Source organism: Nocardiopsis sp. NPDC058631, from assembly GCF_042716955.1.
Classification (GTDB): Bacteria; Actinomycetota; Actinomycetes; order Streptosporangiales; family Streptosporangiaceae; genus Nocardiopsis.
Genome location: NZ_JBHXQY010000075.1, coordinates 1 through 26,271 on the forward strand (window position 1 = coordinate 1; position 26,271 = coordinate 26,271).

Below are 26,271 nucleotides of genomic sequence, written 5' to 3' on the forward strand. Positions count from 1 at the left end.
CCGCGGCCCCCAGGTCGACGGAACAGCCCCGGGCCCTGCGGCCGTACGGTCGCAGGGCCGGAAACCGAGAGCCTCCGCGAGGGCGGGCGTGTCGCGCCCCCTGGACGTCGGAGCGCCCGCCGCGGCGCGAGGCGGCGGCGTGGGCCGCACGCTCCGCGTTCCGGGCCGGCGCCGTCGGCGAGGGTTCCGGCACCCGTCGTATCCCCTGTCCCCTGCATCCCCATGGAGCGGGATCCCGTGTCACAGGACCCCCCGTACGACGGGTCCGCCGGTGTCGGGCGGCGCTGGACGAGGGAGTCGGGTGCGCCTGGTGGGTGCCGGACGAAATTCGATCAAGCCCCGACATCATTTCGGCGAACCGGAGACGGCCGTCGGACCTAGCCCTTGATGGCCTCATATTCGGCGACGATGGCGGCGGGGATGCGGCCGCGCTCATTGACGGGCTTCCCGGCGGCCTTCGCCCACGCCCGAATCTCGGCGCTGCGCTCACGGCTGGGCGCATTACGGCTACCGCGGCGAGCGGTGGCGCGGTTCGCCTTGGACGGGGCCTTGCGGGAGGCGTCGACGAACGGGTTAAGGGCCTCGCGAAGCTTGGAGGCATTACCCGCACTGAGGTCGATTTCGTACGTCGATCCGTCCAGACCGAACGTCACCGTCTCCTCGGCCTCGCCGCCGTCGAGGTCGTCGACCAGGAAAACCTGGACCTTCTGTGCCATGGAATCAAACCTTTCGGAAGAGCGGTGTCTGCACACCTGAATATAAAGCTATCTCGCGGGAACGCGGAAGACAATTCCCGGCGTGCCAGAAATCATCTGGCCCCGACCGTGGTTTCGGGGCTCGCCGAAGCAGCGCGGGTGCGGCGAGTTGCCCCGCGCACGCGGAGGACCGAGGCCAGGACCCCGAGCTCGGCGCAACCGGTCAAGTACCGTATCAACGCCCGTCGGATTCGGCGCGTTCCCCACCCTGGACAATCGGCGTCCCGTTCGTCGCCTCGGTCCCGCGGACCTCGGCAGCGCCCTTGTCGTCGCTCGCCCCCTGAGCCGCCTCGTCATTGCTGACCAGGCTTCCGTCCATCCGCCGCGGAGCCATCTCCTTGCGCAGCAGCTTGATGACGAAGGCACAGAAGACGGTACCGACAACCACCGGGGGGATGAGCGCCGACAATACGTCGATCAGTCCAGGGGGAAGCACCGTCGACAAAAAGTCACCCATCGAAGCGGTCCACCCTTCCTGGTTGTTACTTATTGCAGCAAATACCCGACTCAGTGTCGAGCCACTCCGGGGGATGACGCGCCGGGCAACCTGGCAAACGCATACCCGACATCATAGACATCGTTTGCCCCCGGTTTGACACCGGACGTACCCGAGCAGCCCCCCGCAAACCCCATGGGTGCCAATGTCCGGTCATAGGTACGGTGCCCTCGTGCGGCTCTGACCCGAACACGGGGTCTTGCGGGGTCGAATCACAACCCTTCGTCACCGTCCCGCCGAACTCGATGATGAGGGCGATCGGCTGGACGCAGGTACACATTACCTGCCCTGTTCCACCTCCATACCACCCGGTGCGCATAAGCGCCCCACACTGTGACCTCCGGAGCTGCCCCTCCGGGGCGCCGTATGGGGAACTCCGTACCAAGCACACCCGAAATCCTTTAGGCGCGGGCGGTACGAGCCGCGTCGTCGAGGCGCACAAGCATCCGCGTGTTCCCGAGGGTGTTGGGCTTAACCCGCTCCAAGTCGAGGAATTCGGCAACTCCCTCGTCATAGGAACGCAGTAGTTCCTCGTACACACGGGACGAGACAGGGGTCCCCTGGATCGGGGCAAAGCCGTGTTTGGAGAAGAAACCGGTCTCGAATGTCAGACAGAACACACGGCGCACACCCAACTCACGGGCCGTGTCGAGGAGCTCGGTCACGATTCGGTGTCCCACGCCGAAACCGCGCAGGGAGGGATCGACCGCGACGGTCCGTACCTCGGCCAGGTCCTCCCAGAGCACGTGCAGGGCTCCACAGCCCACCAGCCGCGGCTCGGCCTCCGAGGGGACCTCTCGTGCGGGATCCGACCCGGTCGGCGGCATGTCCGGAACCACCTCCGCCTCGGCCACCCAGAACTCCTGGACGTCCTCGTAGAGGTTGACGGTGCTCTTGGACAGCACCCGACGGTCGACGGTGTAGGTGTCGACGAGGCGGCGGATGTCGGCGACGTCGCGCGTCCGGGCGCGGCGCACGTGAACATGGCGAACGGGCATAGCCGGACCAGACTATGCCCACGCGATGGATGGCCCCTACCGGAGGCCCACCCCTACCGGAACGCGACGCGCGGATGCGGACGGTCGACCGTTCCCGGCGAAGGACCGGCGGCCCGGCCGCGGGCCGGAAGGCCGACCGCCGCCCTCTGGGCGGCTCTCCGGCGGGGACCACGGGTTCGGGGGCACTACGGCACCGGAGAAAGGAGGGTTGCCCCTCCGCCTCTCTCGGTGCTCGCGCGCCCCCGGGGTCGGTGTTGCCCGTGTGCGGCCCCGGCCTCGACCGGGGGACGGCTCAGATGAGCTGCCGCCGCGCGGCCCAGACGACCGCCTCGATGGGTGTGTTCACGCCGAGTACGTCGCAGATGTTGCGGATACGCCGGCGCAGGGTCCTCGCACTGAGTTCCAGATGCCGGGCGGCCACCTCGGTGGTCACGCCGGTGGCGATCTCGGCGAGCAGTTCGAGGTCCTCGTGGCTCAGTTCCACCGGCGCGTACGGGCTGCTGACAGCCGTGTCGCGCGGGCGGACCTGAAGGGGAACCACGTTCTCCCGGTGCTCCCTCGCGTGGAGAGCGCCATGGTCCTCAACGGTGCGTCGTACGAGTGTGGCCTGTTCCACTCCGTCCTCCCTCATCATGTGAGTGCGGAACATCAACTCGTCACCTGATGGACGCGAGCGCACCGGACGGGGTTCGACCCCCGTCGGAGCGGACGGAGACTCCGCGGACCCGGAGATCGCCGACGGACCCCTCTGGCACAGGGGTCGGAGGCGTTCTGGGCGCACGGGTCGCAGGAAGGCCGGTTCGCTGGGGTCTGGGACGGACAGACCACACCGAGGGCGCGCATGCGCGCGCGAATCGGGGCCGTTCTGGCAGCCCTTCTCCGCGCTCACCGTCGTTCTCGATCCACTTCGGCAAACTCACGGGCCTGGGCCCGCCCACAGCACGCTAGGCGGCAGAGATGATACCGTCAAGACCCGATAAATCACCATGTGTAGTTAGTCAAGTCCCTTCCGTGACAGGGTAAGGGAAAAGAAAAACCCCCGGCTACATTGACCTGCGTAAACAACCTTCAGCAGAGAGTGGCAACTTCTAGCACTCCGCCCCCGGGAAAAACTCCGCCTATCTCCGCGGTCATCACGGTCTGACCGGAGGTTTGCGTTCTATGTCCGAACGGTGAGCTGTGTCCCATGACCCGGGCCGTATCAGGCATACGGAAAAGGGGCCGGCGCACATCGTGTGCGACGACCCCCGTCCCCTCTTTTCGGACATCCTGCCCGATCCTTATCGGCCATTTTTGGGAGGCGGCGGGAATCCGTGCCTCCCCGCGCCCCGGCCCCGGCGCGTACGGGCGGTCCCGGTCAGTCGCCCGAGGGCTTCACGATCGGGAAGAGCACCGTCTCCCGGATGTTCTTGCCGGTGAAGGCCATGAGCAGACGGTCGATACCGACTCCCACACCACCGGTCGGCGGCATCCCGTACTCCAGGGCCCGCAGGAAGTCCTCGTCCAGCTGCATCGCCTCGGGGTCGCCCTCGGCCGCCATCAGTGACTGCCGGGTGAGCCTCTCGCGCTGCTCGACCGGGTCGACCAGCTCGGAGTAGCCCGTGCCCAGCTCCATGCCGAACCCGATCAGATCCCACTTCTCGGTGAGCAGCGGGTCCTCGCGGTGCTGGCGGGTGAGCGGACTGGTCTCCACCGGGAAGTCGCGCACGAACGTCGGCTGGAGAAGCGTGTGCTCGACCAGCTCCTCGAAGACGTGCTCGACGAGCTTGCCCTGGCCCCAGTCGCCGCTGAACTCGACGCCCTTGGCCCCGGCCAGACGGCGGACCTCCTCCACGGGGGTGCGCGGGTCGACCTCGGCGCCCAGCGCCTCGGAGACGGCCCCGTACAGAGTGATCTGCGGCCACTCCCCGCCGAGGTCGTACGCCTCGCCGTCCCGCTCGACCACGGTCGTGCCGAACACGGCGCGCGCCGCGTCCTGGACGAGTTCGCGGGTGACGTCCGCCATGACGTTGTAGTCGGCGTACGCCTGGTAGAACTCCAGCATCGTGAACTCGGGGTTGTGCGTGGAGTCCGCGCCCTCGTTGCGGAAGTTTCGGTTGACCTCGAAGACCTTCTCCAGCCCGCCCACGACCAGCCGCTTCAGCGACAGCTCGGGAGCGATGCGCAGGTACAGGTCCATGTCGTAGGCGTTGATGTGCGTGGTGAACGGCCGCGCGGTGGCGCCGCCGTGCACGCGCATGAGCATCGGGGTCTCGACCTCGATGAAGTCGCGCCGGCTCAGGCCCTCCCGGATCGCCCTGATGGCGGCCGAGCGGCGGCGCACCATCTGCTGGGACTCCGGGTTGACGATGAGGTCGACGTACCGCTGCCGTACCCGGGCCTCGGGGTCGGTCAGGCCCTTGTGCTTCTCCGGAAGCGGGCGCAGGCACTTGGCGGTCAGCGTCCATGAGCGCACCAGGATCGACAGCTCACCGCGGCGGGAGGTGATGACCTCGCCCTCCACACCGACGTGGTCGCCCAGGTCGACGTCGCCCTTCCAGGCGTCCAGCCGTTCCTGGCCGACCCGGTCCAGGGACAGCATGATCTGGACGTCGCCGGTCTCGTCGCGCAGCGTCGCGAAGCAGAGCTTGCCGCCGGTGCGGTAGAGCATCACGCGACCGGCGACGGAGACGTCGACACCCGTGTGGGCGTCCGGCTCCAGACCCTGGTGTTTGTCGCGCACGGCACCGATCGACGTGGACCGCGGGTAGGTCACGGGGAAGGGGTCGATTCCCTCCTCCCGCAGACGGTCCAGCTTCTGGCGCCGGACCCGCATCTGTTCGGGCAGGTCGTCGTAGGTGTCGTCGTGCGTGTCAGTCACGCGCACGATCCTACCGGCGGTCCGCGCCCCGGCCGACCGTGCGTGCACCGGCCGCTCCGCGGATCCGCGTGCCGGGCCGCGCGGCCTCGGAGGTGGGCCCGAGGGGGCCGGATCACTAGTATTACGCTGCCCTGACCCGCACACCCCACCCCACCCCCAGAGCACAACCGACTGAGAGACCGACCATGAGCGTTGAGGGAAGCACCAAGGCCGTCGTCACGGCACTGTGTGCGAATCTGGGAATCGCCGTCACGAAGTTCGTGGCCTACGTACTGACGGGATCGTCCTCCATGCTGGCCGAGGCGATCCACTCGGTCGCCGACTCCAGCAACCAGGCGCTGCTGCTCATCGGCGGCAAGCGCGCACGGCGCGGGGCCACCGAGGAGCACCCCTTCGGGTACGGGCGCGAGCGCTACATCTACGCGTTCGTGGTCGCGATCGTGCTGTTCAGCGTGGGCGGCCTGTTCGCGCTCTACGAGGCCTGGCACAAGATCTCCCACCCGGAGCCCATCACCGAGTGGCAGTGGGTGCCCGTGGCGGTGCTGCTGGTCGCGATCGGGCTGGAGTCGGTGGCCATGAGGACCGCCGTCAAGGAGTCCAACGCGGTGCGCGGCAACGCGAGCTGGGTCGAGTTCGTGCGCCGGGCGAAGGCCCCCGAACTGCCCGTGATCCTGCTGGAGGACGCCGGTGCCCTCCTGGGCCTGGTGTTCGCCCTGTTCGGCGTCAGTCTGACCCTGATCACCGGCAACGGTCTCTGGGACGGCCTGGGCACCGCTGCCATCGGCATCCTGCTCGTGGTCATCGCGATCGTGCTCGCCATCGAGATGAAGAGCCTGCTGGTCGGGGAGTCCGCCACGCGCGAGAACGTGCTGGCGATCCGGAAGGCCATCGAGTCGGTCGAGGACGTCGACCGCCTCATCCACATGCGCACCCTGCACGTGGGCCCCGAGGAGCTTCTGGTGGCCGCCAAGGTCGCGGTGGACGCCGAGGACGACGCTGGCCGGGTGACCAGGGCGATCAACGAGGCCGAGGAGCGCATCCGCGCGTCGGTGCCCATCGCCACCCTGATCTACATCGAACCCGACCTGTTCCGCACGGCACCCGCGTCTCCCGCGTCCCCCGGAGCCGAGTCCTCCGGGTGAGGCGACGGGCGGTGCGGCACAGGGCCGCACCGCCCGCCCCCGGGACGTGCGCGTCCCGGGTCAGCCCGTGTTGCGCTCGAACACCAGGCGCAGCCCGATGAGGGTGAGCCACGGCTCGTGCAGGTCCACGGTCTCGCACTCGCCGATGACGGTGGACGCGAGCCCCCCGGTGGCCACGACGGTCACGTCGTCCGGGGAGTCGGTGAGTTCGGCGACCATCCGGTCGACGATCCCGTCCACCTGGCCGGCGAACCCGAAGACGATGCCCGAGCGCAGCGCCTCCGTGGTGTTCTTGGCGATGGCGGAGCGGGGCTTGACGATCTCCACCATGTGCAGCTGGGCACCGCGCCGGGACAGGGCGTCCACGGAGATGTCGATGCCCGGGGCGATCGCGCCGCCCACGTACTCTCCCTTGACGCTCACCGCGTCGAAGGTCGTCGCGGTCCCGAAGTCCACGACCACGGCCGGCCCGCCGTAGAGGTGGTTGGCGGCCAGGGCGTTGATGATCCGGTCGCTGCCCACCTCCTTGGGGTTGTCCATCCGGATCGGCACGCCGGTCTTGACCCCGGGTTCGACGATGACGGCGGGGATGTCACCGAAGTGGCGCCGGAACATGTCACGCATCTCGTGTTGGACGGACGGCACCGAACAGCACAGGGCGAGGCCGCCGATGTCCTCCGGGCCGCCGAGGGTGCTCCCGTCGAGGAGCCCGCGCAGCACCACCGACCACTCGTCGGCGGTGCGCCGGGTGTCGGTCCCCACTCTCCATTGTTCGAGAAGTTCGTCGGATTCGAAGAGACCGAAGACCGTCTCGGAGTTGCCGACGTCGATCGCGAGCAGCATTCTGAGGGCCTCATCCATGGTCGAAGTGGTGTGTTCTCAAGGAATCTTCCACCACACGGGCGCCCTCACAACAGGTCGAGGGCGATATCGAGCGCCGGGCTGGAATGGGTGAGGGCGCCGACGGCGAGGTAGTCGACCCCGGTCCGGGCCACGTCCCCGGCGACGTCGAGGGTCAGTCCGCCGGACGACTCCAGGCGCGCACGGCCTCCCACCTGGGCGACGGCGGCGCGGAGCTGGTCGACGGTGAAGTTGTCGAGCAGAATCTCCTCCGCTCCGGCGGCGATGGCGTCCTCGATCTGGTCGAGCCGGTCGACCTCGACCTCCAGGGGCAGGTCGGGGAAGCGCGCACGGATGGCGCGCACCGCCTCGCCGACGCCTCCGGCGGCGACCACGTGGTTGTCCTTGACCAGACCCGCGTCGCTGAGGCCGTACCGGTGGTTGACACCGCCGCCGCAGCGCACCGCGTACTTCTCCAGGGCGCGCATCCCGGGTCGGGTCTTGCGGCTGTCGCGGACGCGGGCCCGCGTACCGGCGAGGGCGTCCACCCACGAGCACGTCGCGGTCGCGATTCCGGACATGTGCGTGAGGAGGTTGAGAGCAGTCCGTTCCGCGGTGAGCAGGTCGCGCGTGCGGGCGGTGACGGTCATCAGCACGTCTCCCCGCTTGACCGCGTCGCCGTCCCGCGCGGTGCGCGCGACCTCCAGTGCGCCGTCGGCGACCAGCCAGAACACGAGTTCGGCGAGCGGGAGTCCGCTGACGGTGCCGTCGGCGCGGGCCACCACGTGGGCGGTGCGGACCTGGTCGGCGGGGATCGTCGCGACGCTGGTGACGTCGATGCCGGGGCCGGCGGTGAGGTCCTCGGAGAGGGCACGTCGCACCAGTTCCACGTGGGACTGGTGGGGGGCGGTGTGGGGGAGGGAGAACTCGGCCCTGGCCTCCGGGCTCCGGGTGGTGCGCGCGGACCCGGGGGCGTCCTCCCGGCCCGCGACGGGGGCGGCGAGGGGGAGGACGATGGTGTCGAGTTCGGCCACGAGTGCGGGTGGCAGGGAGGGCTGCCATTCCTCGGTGGTGGTCACGGCGGTGTCCCCTTCCAGTCGGACGACCAGGGGCCGGATCCTGAGCCCGGGTCTGGACCCGGGGTGGTCGGCGCGCTGGTGAGAGCCTCTGCTCTCGGTTCTGTACAGGGCCGCGGCGGCCACGAGGCGGGCCGTGGTGAGCAGGTTCGCGGCCTCCCACGCCGCCACGCCGGGGGTGACGGGAGCGTCCGGCCGGGCGAGGGCGTCGAGTTCGGCGACCAGCTCGGTGAGGCCCGCACCGGTGCGGACCACCCCGGCGTGCCGCGACATGAGGGTACGGACCCGGGCGGCGGTGGAAGGGTCGACGAGCGGCGTCGTGGCTCCGGCGGTGACGCCCGCCGCGGGGGCGGGCGCGGGGTCCTCCGCCAGGCGGGTGGCGATGCGGTCGGCGTAGACCAGCCCCTCCAGCAGGGAGTTGGAGGCGAGCCGGTTGGCGCCGTGGACGCCGGTGCGGGCGACCTCCCCGACCGCCCAGAGACCGGGGACGCCTGTGCGGCCGTCGATGTCGACCTCGGCGCCGCCGGACGCGTAGTGGGCGGCCGGGGCGACGGGGACGGGCCGGGTCAGGGGGTCGATGCCGTGCTCTCGGCAGGAGGCCAGGATGGTGGGGAAGCGCTTCTCCCAGGTGGCCGCACCGAAGTGGCGGGTCTCCAGGTACACGTGGTCCACGCCCTGCTCGGCCATCGTGCGGGCGATGGTGCGGGCGACCACGTCGCGGGGGGCGAGGTCGGCGAGCTCGTGCACGCCCTGCATGATGCGTGCGCCGTCGGCGTCCACCAGGTAGGCGCCCTCGCCGCGCAGTGCCTCGGAGACGAGGGGTTGGCGACCGCGCGACTCGGCACCGAGCCAGAGCACGGTGGGGTGGAACTGGATGAACTCCAGGTCGCGCATCCGGGCCCCGGCCCTGGCCGCGAGGGCGAGGCCGTCCCCGGTGGAGACGGGCGGGTTGGTGGTGGCCGCGAAGATCTGCCCGATGCCGCCGGTCGCCAGGACCACCGCCGGGGCGACGACCGCGCCGACCCCGTCGCGCGCGCCCTCTCCCATGACGTGCAGGGTCACGCCGCTGACCGCGCCGGTGACGGGGTCGTGGAGGGTGTCGAGGGCGAGGGCCTGCTCGACGACCTCGATCCGCTCCTCCGCGAGGACGGCGGCGACGAGTGCGCGCTGGATCTCCGCTCCCGTGGCGTCGCCGCCCGCGTGCGCGATCCGGTCCGCGCGGTGGCCTCCCTCGCGGGTGAGGGCGAGGGCTCCGTCCTCGGAGCGGTCGAACTCGGCCCCCAGGCCGATGAGCCAGCGGAGGGCGCCGGGGCCCTCGGTGGCCAGGACGTGGACGGCGTGGGGGTCGGACAGGCCGCCCCCCGCCAGGTGGGTGTCGACCATGTGCGCGACGGGGTCGTCGCCCGGCGCGACGGCTGCCGCGATCCCGCCCTGGGCGTAGGCGGTGGAACCGGTGGACAGCCGGTCCTTGGTGACGAGCACGACCCGGCCGCGCACGCTCCTCTGGACGTAGCGCAGCGCGGTGCTCAGCCCCGCGATGCCCGAACCGACGACCGCGACGTCCGCCGCGACGGTCCACCCGGGCTCCGGTGCGTCGAGCCTGGTCTGTGCGGGTCTACTCATCTGGGGTCTCTTTCGCGAGGAGCCGCCCCCGCGGGGCGGTGGGGAACCGGCCCGCGGGCCGGTGACGCGGTCACAGGAGGACCGACACGTTGTCGATGAGCCGGGTGGCGCCCACGCGGGCGGCGACGGCCAGGACCGCGTCCCCCCGGTGGCCGGACGGGGCCTCGGTGAAGGTGGCTGCGTCGACCAGGGCCAGGTAGTCGAGGTCGACGGGGGGCACGGCACCGGACGCCTCGTCCAGGACGGCTCGGGCGGCGGCGCGGACGGCGTCCGGTCCCCCGGACGCGGCGTCGCGGCCCGCGCGCAGGGCGCGTGACAGTGCCAGCGCGCTGCGCCGCTCGGCGTCGGAGAGGTAGACGTTGCGGCTGGAGGAGGCGAGCCCGTCGGGGTCGCGCAGGATGGGGGCGCCGACGATCTCCACGGGTATGTCGAGGTCGGCGACCATGCGCCGGACCAGGGCGATCTGCTGGGCGTCCTTCTCCCCGAAGACCGCTGTGTCGGGGCGGACGAGGTTGAGGAGCTTGGCGACGACGGTGAGGACCCCGGTGAAGTGCCCGGGTCGGGAGGCGCCCTCCAGGCGCTCACCCATGGGACCGGCGTCGACCGTGACCATGGGCGGGGTCGGGTACATGGTCTCGACGGCGGGGGCGAAGACGACGTCCACACCCTCCTCCGCGCAGACGGCGGTGTCGGCGGCCAGGTCGCGCGGGTAGCGGTCGAAGTCCTCGTCCGGCCCGAACTGGAGCGGGTTCACGAAGACGCTGACGACGACCGTGTCGGCCCGCTCCCCGGCCAGCCGCATGAGGGTGCGGTGACCGCCGTGGAGGGCGCCCATCGTGGGGACGAGGGCCACGTGGCCGGCCCCGGCGAGGGCTCGGCGCAGTTCCTCGGGCGTGCGCGCGAGGAGGGGGCCTCCGGTGGTCGCGGACTGCGGTGTGGGTTCGGTCATCGGTTGTTTCCCGTGGTGGAGTTCTGCGGCACACACGACGCGGCGGCCGGACGCGCACCGGGCGCGACGTGGGGTGGGACGTCAGCGGCGGAGGACGTCGAGCAGGCGTACGGCGTCCTCGGGCGTCAGCATCCCGGCGTTGATGGCGCGGTCGGCGGTGAGCCTGGCCAGTTCGACGTAGCTGGCGACGCTCTCGGGGGCGTTCTCGCGCAGCTGTTCGATGTGCCCGGCGACGGTTCCCGCGTCGCCGCGCAGAACGGGCCCGCTCAGACCGTGGATACCCAGCCGGAGGGCGTTGTCGAGGGCCGCGCTGAGCATGGGGGCGAGCACGCGGCCGGGCTCGGGCACCCCTGCGGCGGAGAGCAGGGAGGCGCTGTCCGCGACGAGGGTGACGAGGTGGTTCGCGCCCCCGGCGAGGGCCGCGTGGTAGAGGGTGCGCTTCTCCTCCTCGATCCACACGGGTTCGGCGCCCATCTCGACGACGAGCGCCTCGGCGATGGGGCGCAGCTGCTCGGGTGCGGTGACACCGAACGCGCAGTTGGCGAGGCGGTCGACGTCCTCGTCGCGACCGGTGAAGGTCATCGCCGGGTGGAGGGCGAGCGGGAGCGCGCCGACCACGGTGGCGGGGGCCAGGACGCCGTAGCCGTGAGCTCCGCTGGCGTGGACGAGGAGTTTTCCGCGCAGGTCGGCGCCGGTGGAGGCGAGCCCCTCGGTGATGTCGGGCAGTGCGTCGTCGGGGACGGTCAGAAGGACGAGGTCACTGGCCTCGGCCACCTGGGCCGGTTCGAGGACGCGCGCGGTGGGCAGGCGTTCGGCGACGCGTTCCCGGGAGGCCTCGGAGACCGCGGAGGCCGCGACGACCTTGTGCCCGGCGCGGCCGAGGGCCTGCCCGAGGACGGAGCCGACACGTCCGGGACCGATGACGCCGACCCGCAGGCGGGCGGGGCGCCCCTGCGTCGTCTCCATGTGCGTGCCCCCTCGTGGTGCGGTGCGTCCGGTTCTCGCGCACCGTGACGCCTGTGCACACGATAGCCCTCCCCCACCGGTGACCTGCCGCCCCGCCCCCGGACACGGGCGTGGGGACGGACACCTGTCCGCCCCCACGCGTCACGTTCCCCGTCTCCCGCCCGGGACCCGGGTCAGTTCTGGATGATCACCCCGGAGTTGAAGCAGGAGCCGACGGACTTGCCGAAGGCTGCGTTGGAGTTTCCGCAGCCGGTGTTCTCGTTCTCCAGCTCGCGGATGTAGGAGAGGTTGCCGCTGAACTCGGATCCGAAGTTGGAGGTCCAGACACCACCGTGTGCCGCAGCAGGACCGGCGGAGAGGAGGATCCCGGCGGAGGCGAGGACAACGGCACCGGTGGCAAGTGTCTTCTTCAGCACTGTGTGTCTCCTTCTGTGCCCGGCCGGGGGGACCGGCCGGATCGCGGTTGTGCGTGGCACCCGGGGGTGCTGGTGACGAAGTTACCCAGGCGGAACACCGGTTCACCCGTGTTGAACAGGAGTGATCACAAAGATCATGGACACTCCGACTCTGTGTAGCCGCACGTCTCGGGGCCGATCGGGGCAAAGGCTCCGGACCCGGGACTGGCGCGTGCGCGCAGCGTCACGGCCGCCAGGGTTTCCAGGCGCGCATCAATGGGGGTTGCGGCCGACCGCGTCCGGTGGGGCGGGAGGCCGCGGGGGCCGTGGCGAAGAAGCTCGGCAACGCGGGAGCGGGCGGCGCGAAGGGGGCCGCGGAGGGCGGTTCCGGGTTGTGGCGGGAAGGGCCCGGACACGGGAAAGGCGCCATCCCGTCGTCACGGGATGGCGCCTCGCGCGAAAAGCTCGCGACCCCTTGGCCGGTGCGGTTCAGCCGGGACGTCTCCGGCTGGACACCCCCGCCCGGTCGGGCCGAGTCGATCTGTACTGCCTGTCCTACCTGCACTGCCTGTACTGCGTATGCCGCGGTAGCAGGCCTTGTTCCGCGGAGCGTTCCGGGCTCGCGGCCAGCGGACCGCCTCTCGCTGCGCCGACTGCGTCTGGACGGCCGAATCCGGCCCGACCTGCGCTAATCGTCCTGCGGGAGGTGGTCCGACAGCCGCTCGCGTCGATCGGCGCAAGCACCGATCCGACCGGAGGCGTCCGCGTCACACGTGCTAGTTCTTGACGGTCGCACCGGAGTCGTGGCAGTTGGCGCCGGCAACACCCAGGACGGCGATCGCGTTGCCGCAGACGTTGATCGGCACGTCGAAATCCGCGACGAGCTGGTTGCCGCCCAGGATCGAGCCGTTGCCGGAGGTGAAGACGTTGCTGTTGGCCATGGCCGGAGCACCGGTGAACAGGACGCCAGCAGCAGCGGCGACGATGGCACTGGCGGCGAAAGCCTTCTTCAGCATGTGTTTCTCCCGTCGGATCGGTCAGCGGGGGCGCCAACCGGTCGATAACGTTGACTATGTGTATGACATTGAACACTCGCCGTGTTCAGTCACTATTTAGCCATACTCAACCACTCCGTGTGGCCGTAATTCGAAAGTGTTTCACGACCACGAGCTGGAGATATCACCATTCGTGATCGGCCATGTCGGACATGTGAAGCACAAATGGAAGCACTTCGGGCTCATTTTGTGACGCACACCACATTGATGTTCGGGGGTGTCACAATCCTCTTCGGCCCCGACCGCATCCCCTGGCACCGGCCACCGCCGACGCCCCCGGTCACGGGGCCCCCGTCTCCGGGCCCCGGCGGTCCTCCCCCGTACCTGTCCCCGGCTCCGAGGGCACGGGCTCGGGGTTCTGGGGCGCCTCCCCGCCCACGGGCCCTCCGGAGGCCCCTGCCCCCGGCCGCCGGGCCAGGGTCGAACGGGTCGCCCAGCGTTCCGTCCCCGCCGACGGCACCCGTGCCCTGCGGCCGTGCGCGGCCAGCGCGTCCACGAGGCCGCGCCCCTCCCCCGCCTCCCGGGCGGACGCGTGTGCCCGGACCGGGCCCGGGGGCGTCTCGACGTCCACCGAGACGAGGCCGGTGAACCGGGCCAGCGGCCCCGCCGTCAGGCGCAGCACCTGAACCCGTTCCACGGGAACGATCTCCGTCACCAGGCAGAACAGGCCCCGGGTGCTGACGAACAGGCGCCGGTCCACGCCGACCAGGCCCGGCATCCAGCTCCGGTTGGACACCAGCGGCACGTGCGCGGCCCCGCTGTCCGGGAACAGCTCGTCGACCAGCGCGTAGGCCCTCCGTCGCGGAGCCACGGGGAGCAGGGTGGCCGAGTCGCCCTGACGAGCGCCCGCGTAGCCCGCGACGTTCGCCTCCACCCGCGCCACCCCCAGGGCACGCCAGAGCAGCGGCTCGACCACGCGCACCGCCTGCACCCGCCCCGGCGGGACCGTCTGCATGCGCCGCTGGAACATGCCGTAGCGCAACCTCAGCCCGTCCGAGGACAGGGAGGCGTAGTAGTCCGTGTAGCGGGCCAGGGGCCCCCAGAAGTAGCGGAGCAGCCCCAGGGTGAGCGGAACGAGCGCGCCCGCCACCCCGGCCTCCGCGAAGACCGCGCCCGCGGTGGCCAGCATGAGCAGCAGCACGAACGACAGCAGGATCGGTACCCGGAAGGTCAGCGCGCCGAGCAGCAGCAGGAACGGCAGCCGGTAGAACGGCCACTCGGGTGCCTCGGGGGAGCGGCCCGGCAGCCCGGCCGCGTGGGCGAGGACCGCCGCGCGCATCCGGTCGGCCAGGCTCCTGCGCAGGCAGCGCAGCCGGATGGCGCTCCCGTCGCCCCCCGCGAGCTCGATGCGCAGCTCGGCCATGCCGAACACCTGCATGAGCAGGGGCTGGACGACGTCCACCGCCTGGAGGCGGCTGAGCGGGATCTCGCGGGAGCTGCGCATCACGAGACCGCTGTGGACCACCAGATGGTCCTGGCGCAGGCCGAAGGTGCCGTACCACCAGGAAGGCAGGGCGTAGGCGAGGGAGCCGAACACGACGGCCACCGTCATCATCACCACCCAGCCGAAGCCGAACGTGGTGAGGATCGGCCCGACCAGCGCCACGAAGACCAGGGTGACGGCGATGACCTCAAGCGGGACGACCATCCAGTGCGAACGGAACACACCCGTGGTGACGTCCTCGTCGGGACCGGGTCGCGGGGCCGGCTGCGGTCGCCACGCCGCTGAGGGGGGCAGCATCGTCGGAGCCTGCGGGTACGGGCCGGGCGGAGGAACGTGGCCGGGAGCGGTCCGGGCCCCGTAGGGCGGCGGCGGTCCGTAGGGCCCCTGCGGACCGGGGACCGCGTGGCCACCGGGCCACGGCGGCCCCTGGGGGCCGTGCGGTCCGGGCCGGGCCACCGTCCAGGGGCCCCGCGTGGCTCGCGGGTCCCGCGGACCGGGGCGGGGAGCCGGTCCGCCACCGGGCCACCGCGGGTCCGGGCGGGCGTCCCGCACGGGGCCGTAGGCGGCCTGTGGGGCTCGCGGGTCCTGTGGTCCGGGGCCGGTTCGGCCACGGGGGTCCTGGTGGCCCTGGTGGCCCTGCGGGGGTGCGGCCGGGTCGTGGTCGGCGGGCCCCTGCGAGCCGGACCGCGGCGCGGCCGACGGGGCGGGGGGACGGGTCACGGGGCCCTCCGCGCCGGGGCGTGCCCCGCCGCCGGGCGGAACCCACCCCGCCCCGGGCGGGTCCTCCGCCGGGGGCGGGGGGCCGTTGCGCGTGGTGTCGTCCCCGGAGGGCTGCTCCCCCGCCGGACGCTGTGGCTCCTGGGACGGCTGAGATGGTCCGTGCACTTACAACCCCGTCGAGAAGCTCTCGCTGCGCGCCGCGAGCCGGTCGCGCAAGTGGACGGCCTCGGCCAGTGGGAGTCCGACCACGCGGGTGTCGGCGGTGCTCGCCGCGGTGCGCACCCGCACGGTCGCGATCCCCAGCGCCTGTTCCAGCAGGTCGGCGGTGACGTCCACGACCTGCATACGGCCGTAGGGCACGACCACCAGTTGGCGGACGAACACCCCGTAGGTCAGGTACAGCTCCTCCGCGGCCTCGGCGTACCCCCATGATCCGCGGAACCGCCCCGCCAGGAGCCAGCCCCCGGCGAAGGCCGCCAGGGCCGCCGCCAGCCAGGCCGCGGCCCACGGCCAGGGCGCCCACAGGAACAGCAGTGCGGCGCCCGCGACCCCCGCCACCAGGCACACCGCGCCCACCACGAGCCTGCGGTACCAGGCCAGGGCGGGCGACACACGGCTCCATGAGGTGTTCGCGGGCGGGGCGAACGCCGCGTCGAGGGGCCGGACGGGCCGGTCTGTCCCGGCCTGCCCGGTCGGGTTCGGCGGCGGCTGCGGTGTCGGGTCACTGGTCTCCACGGAGCCAGTCAACCATCAGCGGGCAAGCCCCCGCCGGAGCGGCTCGGCTCGGCACCCGGGTCGGTCGGGGCGGATCCCGGAGCGTGCCCGCCCCCGGGGCCCGGCCCCGGTGCCCCGGCCGTGTCACCGAACGGTCGGGGGCTCGTCGCCGTCGTCGTCCTCGGGGACCCGGCAGGCGTACTCCAGGTAGAGGGCTGCCGCCAGCAGCAACCCCGCGGCCAGTGCCGTGACCAGGGCGGTCAGGAACACCTCCCGCTGGGTCGGCAGCACCAGCATGTCCGACACCGCGAGGGCCATGCCCGCGAAGAAGCCCAGTGCCAAGGACGCGAACAGGGCGCTCGCCTTGGCCAGGGCGACCAGGCGGGCCGCACTGAGCGGCTGGATCGGCTCGGTGCCGGGCTCGTGCCGGATGCGCCTGCGCGTCCGGCCCGCCGTGAACGCCTCCGCCAGCGCGAGCAGCAGCAGAGTCGGGATCGCCGACCACGGCAGGACGGGCAGAGCCGGCAGCGCGTTGGTGAACAGGACCCCCAGGAGGGCTCCGAGCACCGCCAGCAGCGCCGGGACCCGCCATCCGGTGGGTCGGAGCCGCCCCTCGTCCTCGGCCATCAGCGGCCCGCCCCTTCGCCCGGCAGCCGCAGGCGCAGGTCCTCGCGCACCCGCAGCTCCTGCTCACCGCCGGTGTCCTCCGCCACGACCGCAGCCAGGATGTCGGCGACCGGGCCGCGTCCCGGCAGTTCGGCGGTGGGATCGGCGTCCAGCCACGGCCTCAGGACGAAGGCCCTCAGGTGCGCGCGCGGGTGCGGCAGGGTCAGGACCGGGTCGTCGTCGCGCACGTCGCCGTACGAGATGACGTCCACGTCCAGGGTGCGCGGCCCCCACCGGACCCCACGGACCCGGTCGAAGGCCCGTTCGGCGCTCTGGGCCCGGTCCAACAGCTCACCGGGCGTGTCGGCCGTGTCCACGACGACGACCGCGTTGAGGAACGCCCCCTGGTCGGGGCCGCCCACCGGCGCGGTCTCGTAGACGGCGGAGACCGCGACCGGGAGCGGCGCGCCCTCACCGCCCAGCAGCGTGTCCACCGCGCCCTGGAGGGTCGCCATCCGGTCCCCGAGGTTGGACCCCAGGGAGAGCACGGCACGGGTCACGTCGGCGTCCTCCGTCCGCCGTGGGTGTCCGCTGCGCCGGCGCCCGCGCGGTCCCTGACCACGGTGACCGCCACGTCCGCGAACTCGTGCTCGATGGGCGCGGACGGCTTGTGCACCGTCACCTCGGCCCGGCCCACCAACGGCTCGGCCAGGCACTCGCGGGCCAACCTTTCCGCGAGCGTCTCGATCAGGTTGACCGGCTCACCGGTCACGACCGCGACCAGGCGGTCGGCGAGCAGCCCGTAGTGGACGGTGTCACCGACGTCGTCGGAGGCCGCCGCCACCGCGGTGTCCAGGTGGAGCACGGCGTCGACCACGAAGTCCTGCCCCTCGCGGCGTTCGAAATCGAACACCCCGTGGTGGCCGCGCGCACGGAGGCCGCGGAGGGCGATGCGGTCCCGCATCACTCCTCGGCCTCCTCGTCGTCGTCCTCCATCAGCACGGGTGAGGCGTGGTGCGACCACAGCCGCCACCCCTGCTCCGTGTCCACGAAGAGGTTGGTCGTCACCACCTGGCCTCCGGCGACGAAGCCAGGGCTGCCGTCCTCGGCGGTGAGCACGTTCTCCTCGCACGTCACCATGGCGATCTCGCCGCCCACCCCGATGTGGGTCTCGGTGAGCACGTACTGGATGTACGTCACGTTGGCCATGATCAGCGACCAGGCCCGCATGATCTCGGTCCGCCCGCGCAGGAGCGGCCAGCCCGGGTTGACGCACACCAGGTCGGGGGCCTCGTGCTCCTCCGCCCAGACGCTGCGCATCAGGTCGATGTCGCCGTTCTCGATGGCACTGTAGAACTGCGCGTTGGCCTCGGCCACGCGCTCCATGACCTCCTGGCGCGACTTCACCGGCATCCCCGGTCCGCCGGCTCGGCGCGCCCCTCGTCGAGGCGGGCGCCCCCGTCGGCCCAGGCTGCGGCGACGCGCACGGCGTCGGCGTTGGGCCGCACGTCGTGGACCCGTACCGCCCACGCGCCCCGGTCGGCGGACAGGGTGGTGACGGCGGCGGTGGCGGCGTCGCACTCGGCGAACGGGCGGTCCTCGCCCTTGGCGTCACCGAGCAGCCGGCTCAGGAAGCGTTTGCGCGAACCGGCCACCAGCACCGGCCGCCCCAACTCGTGGAAGCGTTCGAGGTCGTGGAGAAGCGCCCAGTTGTGCGCCTGCTCGGGGCGTTTGGAGAATCCCAAACCCGGGTCCAGAACGATCTGACCTGGATCGACACCTGCACTGATCATGGCCTCCATACGGTCGCGGAGCTCATCGAGGACCTCCTGGACAACATCCGTGTACACGGCACGGCTCTGCATGTCATGACTATGCCCACGCCAGTGCATCAACACATAGGCAACGCCGGAAGAAGCCACAAGTCGGGCCATCGCCGGGTCGGCCAGGCCCCCGCTGACGTCGTTGACGAGCACCGCGCCGGCCCCGACGGACCGCTCCGCGACCTCCGCGCGCATGGTGTCCACGCTGACGGCGACGCCGCGCGAGGCGAGTTCGCGCACGACCGGCTCGACCCTGCGCAGCTCCTCCTCGGCGGAGACGCGCTGCGCCCCGGGGCGGGTGGACTCACCGCCCACGTCGATGATGTCCGCGCCTTCCTCGACCATGCGCAGTCCGTGCTCGATCGCCCTGTCGGGATCGAACCACTCGCCGCCGTCGGAGAAGGAGTCGGGGGTGACGTTCACGACCCCCATGACCAGGCACCGCCCGCGATCGGGCAGGCCCGGAAGTGTGTGTTTCGGCCCCATAAGGATCAGCCTACGCGTACGCCGAGGGGCCGGGGGCGTGTGCCCCCGGCCCCTCGGCCAGGTGTTCGCGACGTCACTTCCGACCGCTCCGGCGGCACCGCCCTCAGCGGCGGTCGAGGACCAGGCTCATCGCCTCGGCGCGTGTGCGGTCGCTGCTGCGGAAGATCCCCCGCACCGCGGAGGTGACGGTCTTGGCCCCGGGCTTGCGCACCCCGCGCATGGTCATGCACAGGTGCTCGGCCTCGACCACGACGATCACCCCGCGGGGCTGGAGGTGGTCCATGATCGCGTCCGCGACCTGGCCGGTGAGCCTCTCCTGGACCTGCGGGCGGCGCGCGTACACGTCCACCAGGCGGGCGAGCTTGCTCAGGCCCGTGATGCGGCCGTCGGCACCCGGGATGTACCCCACGTGCGCGACCCCGTAGAACGGCACCAGGTGGTGCTCACACGTGGAGTAGAGCTCGATGTCCTTGACCAGGACCAGCTCCTCGTGGTCGGCCTCGAACACCGTGGTGAGCACGTCGCCCGGCTTCTGGCCGAGCCCGGCGTACTGCTCCTCGTAGGCGCGCGCCACCCGCTCGGGGGTCTTGACCAGGCCGTCGCGGTCCGGGTCCTCGCCGATCGCGATGAGGATCTCGCGCACCGCGCGCTCGATACGCGGACGGTCAACGGATCTGGGAGGCAGGTCGCCGGCTCCGCTCACGTGTCGTCTCCCTCTCTACCGGTGGGCGGGGTGCCGGGCAGCTGGCCGTTGTTGGACGGCGTCTGCACCTCTGCCCCGTTGAGGACCGCCAGCTCCTTCTTGGAGCGCACCGGGGGCCGCGCGGAGGGCTGGCGCTTGCCGTATCCGGTGTAGGAGCCGCGCGAGGAGCGCTCGACCACCGGGGCGAAGATCTCCAGCACCTGGGTCTTGGTGAGGGTCTCCTTCTCCAGCAGCGCCACGACCAGGTCGTCCAGGACGTCCCGGTACTCGACGAGGACCTCGTAGGCCTCGTCGTGCGCGGACTCGATGAGGCGGCGGACCTCCTCGTCGATGATGGAGGCGATCTCCTCGGAGTACTCGCGGGCGTGCGACATCTCCCGGCCGAGGAAGGGCTCGGTGTTGCCGGAGCCGAACTTGCGCGCGCCGAGTCGCTCGCTCATGCCGTACTCGGTCACCATGTTGCGGGCCAGGTTGGTGGCCTTGTCGATGTCGTTGCCCGCACCGGTGGTGGGCTCGTGGAAGACGAGCTCCTCGGCTGCGCGGCCGCCGAGCATCATGGCCAGCTGGTCCATCATCTGCGAGCGCGACGTCAGGAACTTGTCCTCTGTCGGCACCGACATCGTGTAACCGAGGGCACGGCCGCGCGGCAGGATGGTGATCTTGTGCACCGGGTCCGAGTTGGGCAGTGCGTGGCCCACCAGGGCGTGGCCGCCCTCGTGGTAGGCGATGATCTTCTTCTCCTGGTCGGACATGACCCGGGTCTTGCGCTCCGGACCTGCCATGACCCGCTCGATGGCCTCCTCCAGGACCGCGTGGGTGATGACCGTGCTGTCGGCGCGGGCGGACAGCAGCGCGCCCTCGTTGATGACGTTGGCCAGGTCGGCTCCGGTCATCCCCGCGGTCTGGCGGGCGATGACGTTGAAGTCGACGTCTTCGGCCAGCGGCTTGCCCTTGGAGTGGACCTTGAGGATGTCGCGGCGGCCGTCCATGTCGGGGCGGTCGACGACGATCTGCCGGTCGAAGCGCCCCGGGCGGAGCAGGGCCGGGTCGAGGATGTCCGGGCGGTTGGTGGCGGCGATCAGGATGACGCCGCCCTTGACGTCGAAGCCGTCCATCTCGACCAGCATCTGGTTGAGGGTCTGCTCGCGCTCGTCGTGGCCGCCGCCCATGCCCGCGCCGCGGTGGCGGCCGACGGCGTCGATCTCGTCGATGAAGATGATGGCGGGCGCGTTGGCCTTGGCCTGCTCGAACAGGTCGCGCACGCGGGAGGCGCCGACACCGACGAACATCTCCACGAAGTCCGAGCCGGAGATGGAGTAGAACGGGACCCCCGCCTCGCCCGCGACGGCGCGGGCCAGCAGGGTCTTACCGGTTCCGGGCGGGCCGAACAGCAGCACGCCCTTGGGGATCTTGGCGCCCATCGCCTGGAACTTGGCCGGGTTCTCGAGGAACTCCTTGATCTCGTGGAGCTCCTCGATGGCCTCGTCCGCGCCGGCGACGTCGGCGAAGGTGTTCTTGGGCGTGTCCTTGGTGATGAGCTTGGCCTTGGACTTGCCGAAGTTCATGACCCGGGAGCCACCGCCCTGCATCTGGCTGAAGATGAACCAGAAGATGACGACGATGATGATCAGCGGTAGCAGGCTGAACAGCGCGGTGGTCCACACGGAGGTGGTGGCGACCGTGACCTCGTAGGACTTGAGGTTGCTGCCCTCGGTCTCCAGGGACTCCTGGAGCATGTCCGCCAGTTGGAGGCCCTGCCCCTCGACCCAGTACGCCTCGTAGATCTCGTCGTCGGTCGTGGTCAGCACGATGCGCTGGTCACGGTCGACGATCTCGGCGTTGTCGACCTCGTCCCGTTCCAGGAGCTGGTAGACGGTCGAGGTGTCGGTCTCCGTGGGCTGTGGTCCGCCACCGACGTCGAAGACGCGGAAACCGATGATGAGCATGAGGCCGACGGCCAGGACCCAGATCCACGGGCCGCGGAAAAAACGCTTCAGATTCATGTGAGCGGAACCCTGTCGGGTCCGTCCCTCCTGACCAGGCCGCCCGCCCCAGAGGACTATCCGAAGCAGGACCAAACGGACACGTGGCTCCCCGCGAGAACGCCGGGACTTTCGACGGTACACCGCACCCCACCGGGCGGGTGCACCGCTCGGGAACTGGGGACGGGGTCGTCATGAACGCAACGACGGCACCCCGCCCGGTTGTTCCCGCGAGCGGTCCACGACCGCCGCGCGGGGCCCGCGCGGCGGCGTTCCCCGGGGCTATCCCTCGTAGACGTGCGGGGCGAGAGTGCCGATGAACGGCAGGTTCCGGTACTTCTCGGCGTAGTCGAGCCCGTAGCCGACGATGAACTCGTTGGGCAGGTCGAAACCGATGTACTTGACGTCGAGGTCGACGTCGAAGGCCAGCGGCTTGCGGACCATCGTGCAGACCTCCACCGAGCTGGGCCCCCGCGACTTGAGGTTCCCCACCAGCCAGGAGAGCGTCAGGCCCGAGTCGATGACGTCCTCGACGATGAGGACGTCGCGGTCCTTGATGTCGGTCTCCAGGTCCTTGAGGATGCGCACCACCCCGGACGAGGTCGTCCCCGCCCCGTAGGAGGACACCGCCATCCAGTCCATGGCGACGGGGCTGTGCAGCACCCGGGCCAGGTCGGCCATCACCATGACCGCCCCCTTGAGCACACCGACGATCAGCAGGTCCCTGCCCGCGTAGTCCGCGTCGATCCGCGCACCGAGCTCCACCAGGCGCGCGTTGATCTCTTCCTCGGTGACCAGGACCTTCTCCAGGTCCTGGCCCATGTCCTTAGCGTCCACGCTCACTGTCCTCGCTGCTGTGTTCCCCGGTTGCGGCAACCAGGATAAACGTGCCGAACAGGGGTACGGCCCCTGCGCGGCGCTCCCCCGGCCTCCGAGGCGTCCACGCAGGTCGGACATGCCGGACAGGCGCGGAGACCAGAGGGCTCAGCACTCGAACCGGATGCGGTCCGCCGCGCGTCGGCCCCTGACACCGCCGGGAAGGTCGATGTGGGCCTGCCCGCGCCAGTCGACGACCAGCCGGTCCAGCTCGCGCACGTGACGGGCGGTCAGCGCGCTCGGCGAGCAGCCCGCGGCCAGGGCGGCCCGGCGCAGCACCCGGGTGCGCAGCGCGTCGGGGGCCGCCTCCAGGGGCGCCACCGCGAGGTCGGGACCGGTGGTTGCCACGGGGGCCGACGGGGTCCCCTGGCCCGCGGTGGAGGCGGGGGAGGACCCGGCCGCCTGCGCGTAGAGCGCGTCGGCGAAGGAGTCCAGGGTGTCGGCGTCGGCGCGCAGCATGGTCGCCGTGCGGGCGAGTGCCGCGGCGATCCCCGGACCCAGTGTCCGCTCCAGGGCGGGCAGCGTCTCGTGGCGCACCCGTGCCCGGGCGAAGCGGGGGTCCGTGTTGTGCGGGTCCTCCCAGGGGTCCAGGCCCATCAGGTGGCAGGCCCGGCGGACGGTGGCGCGGTCCAGGTCGAGCAGGGGCCGCAGGTAGCTGCCGGTGCGCGGCGCCATACCCGCCAGGGACCGGGCACCGGAACCCCGTGCCAGCCCCAGCAGGACCGTCTCCGCCTGGTCGTCGAGGGTGTGGCCGAGCAGGACCACCGCCGGGGCGTGCGCCGCGGACACGCCGTCCAGGGCCTCGTAGCGTGCACGGCGGGCAGCGGCCTCAGGACCTCCGGCTCCGCCCACCTCCACCGCACTGACCACGACCGGGGAGAGTCCGAGCCCTCGCAGCGCCTCGGCGACGGCGTCGGCCCGCGCGGCCGACCCCTCCTGGAGCCCGTGGTCGACGGTGACCGCCCCGGCGGGACGGCCGAGCCTGGGCGCCTCGAAGGCCACCGCGCCGGCCAGGGCCAGGGAGTCGGCACCGCCGCTGCACGCCACCAGCGCCGTGGTGTCGGCGGGCAGGGCGGACAGCACCCGCCGGACCGCCGAACGGACGGCGGCCACGGCGGGGGGCGGAGCACTCACTCGGTGATGGCGGCGGGGCGGACGACCCGGTCGATCCACGTGTTCGGGTTGCGGATCTCCTCCAGGCTGGGGAGGGTCTCGGGCGAGGTCCACACCTTGTTGAACTCGGCCATGCCGACCTCGGCCACGACGGCGCGGACGAAGGAGGCTCCCTCCTCGTACTGGCGCATCTTCATGTCCATGCCGAGCAGCTGGCGCATGATCCGGTCGATCGGGTTGGAGGTCTCGCGCCGCTTCTGGAAGCGGGCGCGGATGGTGGCGACGGTGGGCACCACCTCGGGCCCGACGGCGTCCATCACATAGTCGCCGTGCCCCTCGGCGAGGCTCATGACCGCGGTGACGCGGTCCATGATCTCGCTCTGCTCCGGGGTCTGGATCGCGGTGATGAGGTTGCTCTCCCCGCCCCCGCGGACGGCGTCGGCGACAGCCTCACCCGCGGCGCGCAGCCGGTCGATGAGGTCGCCCGCGTTCATGTCGGACGACAGGAGGAGTTCCTGCATGAGGTCCTGGACGTACCCGCGCAGCCACGGCGTGGACGTGAACTGCATGCGGTGGGTCTCCTCGTGGAGGCACACCCACAGCCGGAAGTCCCGGGGGTCGACGCCCATCTCGCGTTCGGTGTTGACGATGTTGGGCGCCACCAGGGTCAGACGGCCGGTCGACATGGTGCCGTCGGGGCCTGGTGGCAGGAAGAGCTCGTACTGGCCGAGGACCTTCCCCGCCAGGTAGGAGAGCATCGCGCCCAGCTGCATCCCGGTGATCCGGGAACCGACCGCGCTGGTCAGGTTGCCCGCCGGGCTGTTGTTGAGCCGGTCTGCGCCCATTTGTTCGAGTACGGGTTCGATGACCACTCGAAACCCGTCGACGTTGGCTCGGATCCAACCGGGGCGGTCCACGATGGCCGCGGGTCCTGTTGGTTCGAGGGGGTTCATTCCGGTGAAGTCGCGTACGTGCCCGGCAGCCACGGCGGAGAGCTCGCGCAACTGCGCCACCGCCTGCCGCGCGTCGGACAGGTCCACCTGCGGCCCGGGGCGCACGAGGCGAACACCGGTGTTGACGGCTACGTCCCAGTCGATCACAGTCACACCGCCAGCCTACCCACGCAGCGGCGGAGGGCACGGGGATCAGGGTCGCAATTCCGGGTGCCTCCAGGGATGTCCCTGAGACCGGCCGAATCGCCCGCCGTTCCCCGGATGTCCGGGGAGCGGCGGGCGAGAGCGGTCAGGAACAGCCGCAGCGGCTGAGCGCCGCGGGCAGCGAGTCGAGCTGGTAGCCGTTCGCGGCCGGGTTGTTGGCCATGAAGGCGAACACGAACACGTTGCCCTCGCGGTCGTGGACCGTTCCGGCGAGGGTCGCCACCCCGTTGAGCGTGCCCGTCTTGCCGCGCACCAGCCCCGCCGCGTCGTGGGCCGACGAGCCCTCGGTGTAGCGTCCGGCCAGGGTGCCGGTGGCATGGGCGGTGGGCAGTCCCGTCACCGCGGCGCTCAGGTCGGGGCGTCGGCCGCCCGCGACCAGCTCCACCAGTTCCACCAGGGCGCGCGGCGTGATGCGGTTCTCGGTGCTGAGACCGCTGTTGTCCGTCAGGGAGACGCCGTCGACACCCAGGTCGGACATGACCTGCTCGGTGGCCGCCGTGGCGCCGGAGAAGGTGGACTCCTCCCCCGTCTCGATCGCGGTGATCCGCCCCATGGCCTCGGCCAGGATATTGTCGCTGGCCAGCATCATGTACTCCACCAGGGAGGCCATCGACGGCGACTCCACCGAGGCCACGGGCTCCCCGGACGCGGTGGCCTCCGACGGCTCGCCCTCGACGGTGACGCCCGCCTCCTCCAGCTGTTCGGCGAAGGCCCGCGCCGCGTGCACGGACGGCTCCGTCGTGCGCGAGCCGTAACCGCTCGCCTCGGGGGAGACCCTGCCGGAGTCGAGTGTCAGGGCGGTGACCGGGGCGGCGTTCCCCTCGGGGACGTAGTTGGGCTTCCAGCCCTCCGGGGTCTGCGGCCCGGTGAACAGCGAGTCGTCGTAGCCCAGGGAGACGGTGTCGACGCCCTCGGCCGCCAGCGCCTCCGCGGTGCGCGCCGCGAGCTCCTCCAGGGTCGCTACCTGCGGGTAAGCTGCCGAGTCGGCGGTCGCGGTCAGGGTCGTGTCGCCACCTCCCCGCAGCACCACCTGGTTCCCGGCGGTGTCGAGGTAGGCCTCGGTGCGCAGCACGTGGTCGGGGCCGACGGTGTCCAGCAGGGCGATGGCCGTGGCGATCTTGGTCGTCGAAGCCGGGGTCACGGGTGTGTCCGCGTCCCTCTCGAAGAGCGTCCCACCGGTCGCCGCGTCGACGACGAAACCGGAGAGGCCCTCCTCAAGCCCGGGGGATGACATGGGATCATCGAGGATGTCCGCGATCCGATCCGGGTCCGCCGGAGTCGAGGCCGCGGGTTCCGCCGCCGCCACGCCCTCGGCGTTCGTGACCGGGTTGGGCACCGCGGGAAGCGGTCGTGCCTCGATCACGTCGAGGGTGACGAACCCGGCAATCAGCACGAATATGTTGAGCAGGGCCAGTGCGAGGAACCCCTCGCCTCGTACCCGTCGCACCCGGGGCACCTGCCCTTCCTTCGGTGTCGCGGCCTGACGTTGTTG

The 26,271-nt window shown here is 71.3% G+C and carries 25 protein-coding genes; 1 reads left to right on the plus strand and 24 read right to left on the minus strand.

Annotated elements, in window-relative coordinates; genetic code table 11:
- Positions 1 to 377: 377 nt before the first annotated feature.
- From ACFWTE_RS21805 to lysX, 5 genes are all read right to left on the minus strand, one after another.
- Positions 378 to 716 carry an Lsr2 family protein gene (locus ACFWTE_RS21805; RefSeq protein ID WP_378781520.1) on the minus strand — a complete coding sequence of 113 codons (339 nt, stop codon included), beginning with the start codon at positions 714 to 716 and terminating at the stop codon, positions 378 to 380.
- Positions 717 to 930: 214 nt separating this feature from the next.
- Positions 931 to 1,212: a hypothetical protein gene (locus ACFWTE_RS21810; RefSeq protein ID WP_378781521.1), complete on the minus strand. Its 282-nt coding sequence runs from the start codon at positions 1,210 to 1,212 to the stop codon at positions 931 to 933.
- Between the two features lie 440 nt (positions 1,213 to 1,652).
- Positions 1,653 to 2,249: an amino-acid N-acetyltransferase gene (locus ACFWTE_RS21815; protein WP_378781522.1), complete on the minus strand. Its 597-nt coding sequence runs from the start codon at positions 2,247 to 2,249 to the stop codon at positions 1,653 to 1,655.
- A gap of 292 nt (positions 2,250 to 2,541) precedes the next feature.
- Complete coding sequence (locus ACFWTE_RS21820; protein WP_378781562.1) at positions 2,542 to 2,865, minus strand: LuxR family transcriptional regulator; 324 nt, start codon at positions 2,863 to 2,865, stop codon at positions 2,542 to 2,544.
- 741 nt (positions 2,866 to 3,606) lie between these two features.
- Positions 3,607 to 5,109: a bifunctional lysylphosphatidylglycerol synthetase/lysine--tRNA ligase LysX gene (gene lysX / locus ACFWTE_RS21825; protein WP_378781524.1), complete on the minus strand. Its 1,503-nt coding sequence runs from the start codon at positions 5,107 to 5,109 to the stop codon at positions 3,607 to 3,609.
- Between the two features lie 185 nt (positions 5,110 to 5,294).
- Here lysX and ACFWTE_RS21830 point away from each other — a divergent pair, with 185 nt between their 5' ends.
- Entirely contained in the window at positions 5,295 to 6,251 is a 957-nt protein-coding gene (locus ACFWTE_RS21830; protein ID WP_378781526.1) for a cation diffusion facilitator family transporter, read from the plus strand.
- Between the two features lie 60 nt (positions 6,252 to 6,311).
- On the opposite strand, the gene ACFWTE_RS21835 is transcribed toward ACFWTE_RS21830, so the two are convergent.
- The 19 genes from ACFWTE_RS21835 to dacB form a co-directional block, all read right to left on the minus strand.
- Positions 6,312 to 7,094 (minus strand): type III pantothenate kinase, encoded by a 783-nt coding sequence (locus ACFWTE_RS21835; RefSeq protein ID WP_378781563.1) that lies wholly within the window; start codon positions 7,092 to 7,094, stop codon positions 6,312 to 6,314.
- A 65-nt stretch (positions 7,095 to 7,159) separates the two neighbouring features.
- Positions 7,160 to 9,790: an L-aspartate oxidase gene (locus ACFWTE_RS21840; protein ID WP_378781527.1), complete on the minus strand. Its 2,631-nt coding sequence runs from the start codon at positions 9,788 to 9,790 to the stop codon at positions 7,160 to 7,162.
- 70 nt (positions 9,791 to 9,860) lie between these two features.
- A complete protein-coding gene (gene panC / locus ACFWTE_RS21845) occupies positions 9,861 to 10,739 on the minus strand; it encodes a pantoate--beta-alanine ligase (RefSeq protein ID WP_378781529.1) in 879 nt (292 codons plus the stop codon).
- 81 nt (positions 10,740 to 10,820) lie between these two features.
- On the minus strand, positions 10,821 to 11,705 hold the full coding sequence (locus tag ACFWTE_RS21850) for a Rossmann-like and DUF2520 domain-containing protein (protein ID WP_378781530.1): 885 nt from the start codon (positions 11,703 to 11,705) through the stop codon (positions 10,821 to 10,823).
- 173 nt (positions 11,706 to 11,878) lie between these two features.
- On the minus strand, positions 11,879 to 12,121 hold the full coding sequence (locus ACFWTE_RS21855; protein WP_378781531.1) for a hypothetical protein: 243 nt from the start codon (positions 12,119 to 12,121) through the stop codon (positions 11,879 to 11,881).
- Positions 12,122 to 12,876: 755 nt separating this feature from the next.
- The gene (locus ACFWTE_RS21860) at positions 12,877 to 13,116 is read right to left on the minus strand and encodes a chaplin family protein (protein ID WP_378781533.1); all 240 of its coding nucleotides are present in this window, start codon (positions 13,114 to 13,116) and stop codon (positions 12,877 to 12,879) included.
- A 319-nt stretch (positions 13,117 to 13,435) separates the two neighbouring features.
- A complete protein-coding gene (locus ACFWTE_RS21865) occupies positions 13,436 to 14,896 on the minus strand; it encodes a PH domain-containing protein (RefSeq protein WP_378781535.1) in 1,461 nt (486 codons plus the stop codon).
- 588 nt (positions 14,897 to 15,484) lie between these two features.
- Positions 15,485 to 15,931 carry a PH domain-containing protein gene (locus ACFWTE_RS21870; RefSeq protein WP_378781564.1) on the minus strand — a complete coding sequence of 149 codons (447 nt, stop codon included), beginning with the start codon at positions 15,929 to 15,931 and terminating at the stop codon, positions 15,485 to 15,487.
- Between the two features lie 246 nt (positions 15,932 to 16,177).
- Positions 16,178 to 16,660: a DUF3180 domain-containing protein gene (locus ACFWTE_RS21875; protein WP_378781537.1), complete on the minus strand. Its 483-nt coding sequence runs from the start codon at positions 16,658 to 16,660 to the stop codon at positions 16,178 to 16,180.
- Positions 16,660 to 17,199, minus strand: coding sequence for a 2-amino-4-hydroxy-6-hydroxymethyldihydropteridine diphosphokinase (gene folK, locus ACFWTE_RS21880; protein WP_378781539.1), 540 nt, complete (start codon positions 17,197 to 17,199; stop codon positions 16,660 to 16,662). The genes ACFWTE_RS21875 and folK overlap by 1 nt, the downstream gene beginning before the upstream one ends.
- Complete coding sequence (folB, locus tag ACFWTE_RS21885) at positions 17,196 to 17,603, minus strand: dihydroneopterin aldolase (RefSeq protein ID WP_378781541.1); 408 nt, start codon at positions 17,601 to 17,603, stop codon at positions 17,196 to 17,198. Before folB ends, folK begins: the two co-directional genes overlap by 4 nt.
- Positions 17,603 to 18,046, minus strand: a complete 444-nt coding sequence (locus tag ACFWTE_RS21890; RefSeq protein ID WP_378781543.1) for a nuclear transport factor 2 family protein — start codon at positions 18,044 to 18,046, stop codon at positions 17,603 to 17,605. Before ACFWTE_RS21890 ends, folB begins: the two co-directional genes overlap by 1 nt.
- A complete protein-coding gene (folP, locus tag ACFWTE_RS21895) occupies positions 18,043 to 18,894 on the minus strand; it encodes a dihydropteroate synthase (RefSeq protein WP_378781544.1) in 852 nt (283 codons plus the stop codon). Before folP ends, ACFWTE_RS21890 begins: the two co-directional genes overlap by 4 nt.
- A gap of 157 nt (positions 18,895 to 19,051) precedes the next feature.
- Positions 19,052 to 19,651: a GTP cyclohydrolase I FolE gene (gene folE / locus ACFWTE_RS21900; RefSeq protein WP_378781545.1), complete on the minus strand. Its 600-nt coding sequence runs from the start codon at positions 19,649 to 19,651 to the stop codon at positions 19,052 to 19,054.
- Positions 19,648 to 21,654, minus strand: a complete 2,007-nt coding sequence (ftsH, locus tag ACFWTE_RS21905) for an ATP-dependent zinc metalloprotease FtsH (RefSeq protein ID WP_378781547.1) — start codon at positions 21,652 to 21,654, stop codon at positions 19,648 to 19,650. Before ftsH ends, folE begins: the two co-directional genes overlap by 4 nt.
- Before the next feature lie 261 nt (positions 21,655 to 21,915).
- A complete protein-coding gene (hpt, locus tag ACFWTE_RS21910; protein WP_378781548.1) occupies positions 21,916 to 22,470 on the minus strand; it encodes a hypoxanthine phosphoribosyltransferase in 555 nt (184 codons plus the stop codon).
- Positions 22,471 to 22,617: 147 nt separating this feature from the next.
- A complete protein-coding gene (tilS, locus tag ACFWTE_RS21915) occupies positions 22,618 to 23,643 on the minus strand; it encodes a tRNA lysidine(34) synthetase TilS (protein ID WP_378781550.1) in 1,026 nt (341 codons plus the stop codon).
- Positions 23,640 to 24,722 carry a zinc-dependent metalloprotease gene (locus tag ACFWTE_RS21920; RefSeq protein WP_378781565.1) on the minus strand — a complete coding sequence of 361 codons (1,083 nt, stop codon included), beginning with the start codon at positions 24,720 to 24,722 and terminating at the stop codon, positions 23,640 to 23,642. Before ACFWTE_RS21920 ends, tilS begins: the two co-directional genes overlap by 4 nt.
- Before the next feature lie 142 nt (positions 24,723 to 24,864).
- Positions 24,865 to 26,235: a D-alanyl-D-alanine carboxypeptidase/D-alanyl-D-alanine-endopeptidase gene (gene dacB, locus ACFWTE_RS21925; RefSeq protein WP_378781552.1), complete on the minus strand. Its 1,371-nt coding sequence runs from the start codon at positions 26,233 to 26,235 to the stop codon at positions 24,865 to 24,867.
- Positions 26,236 to 26,271: the final 36 nt, after the last annotated feature.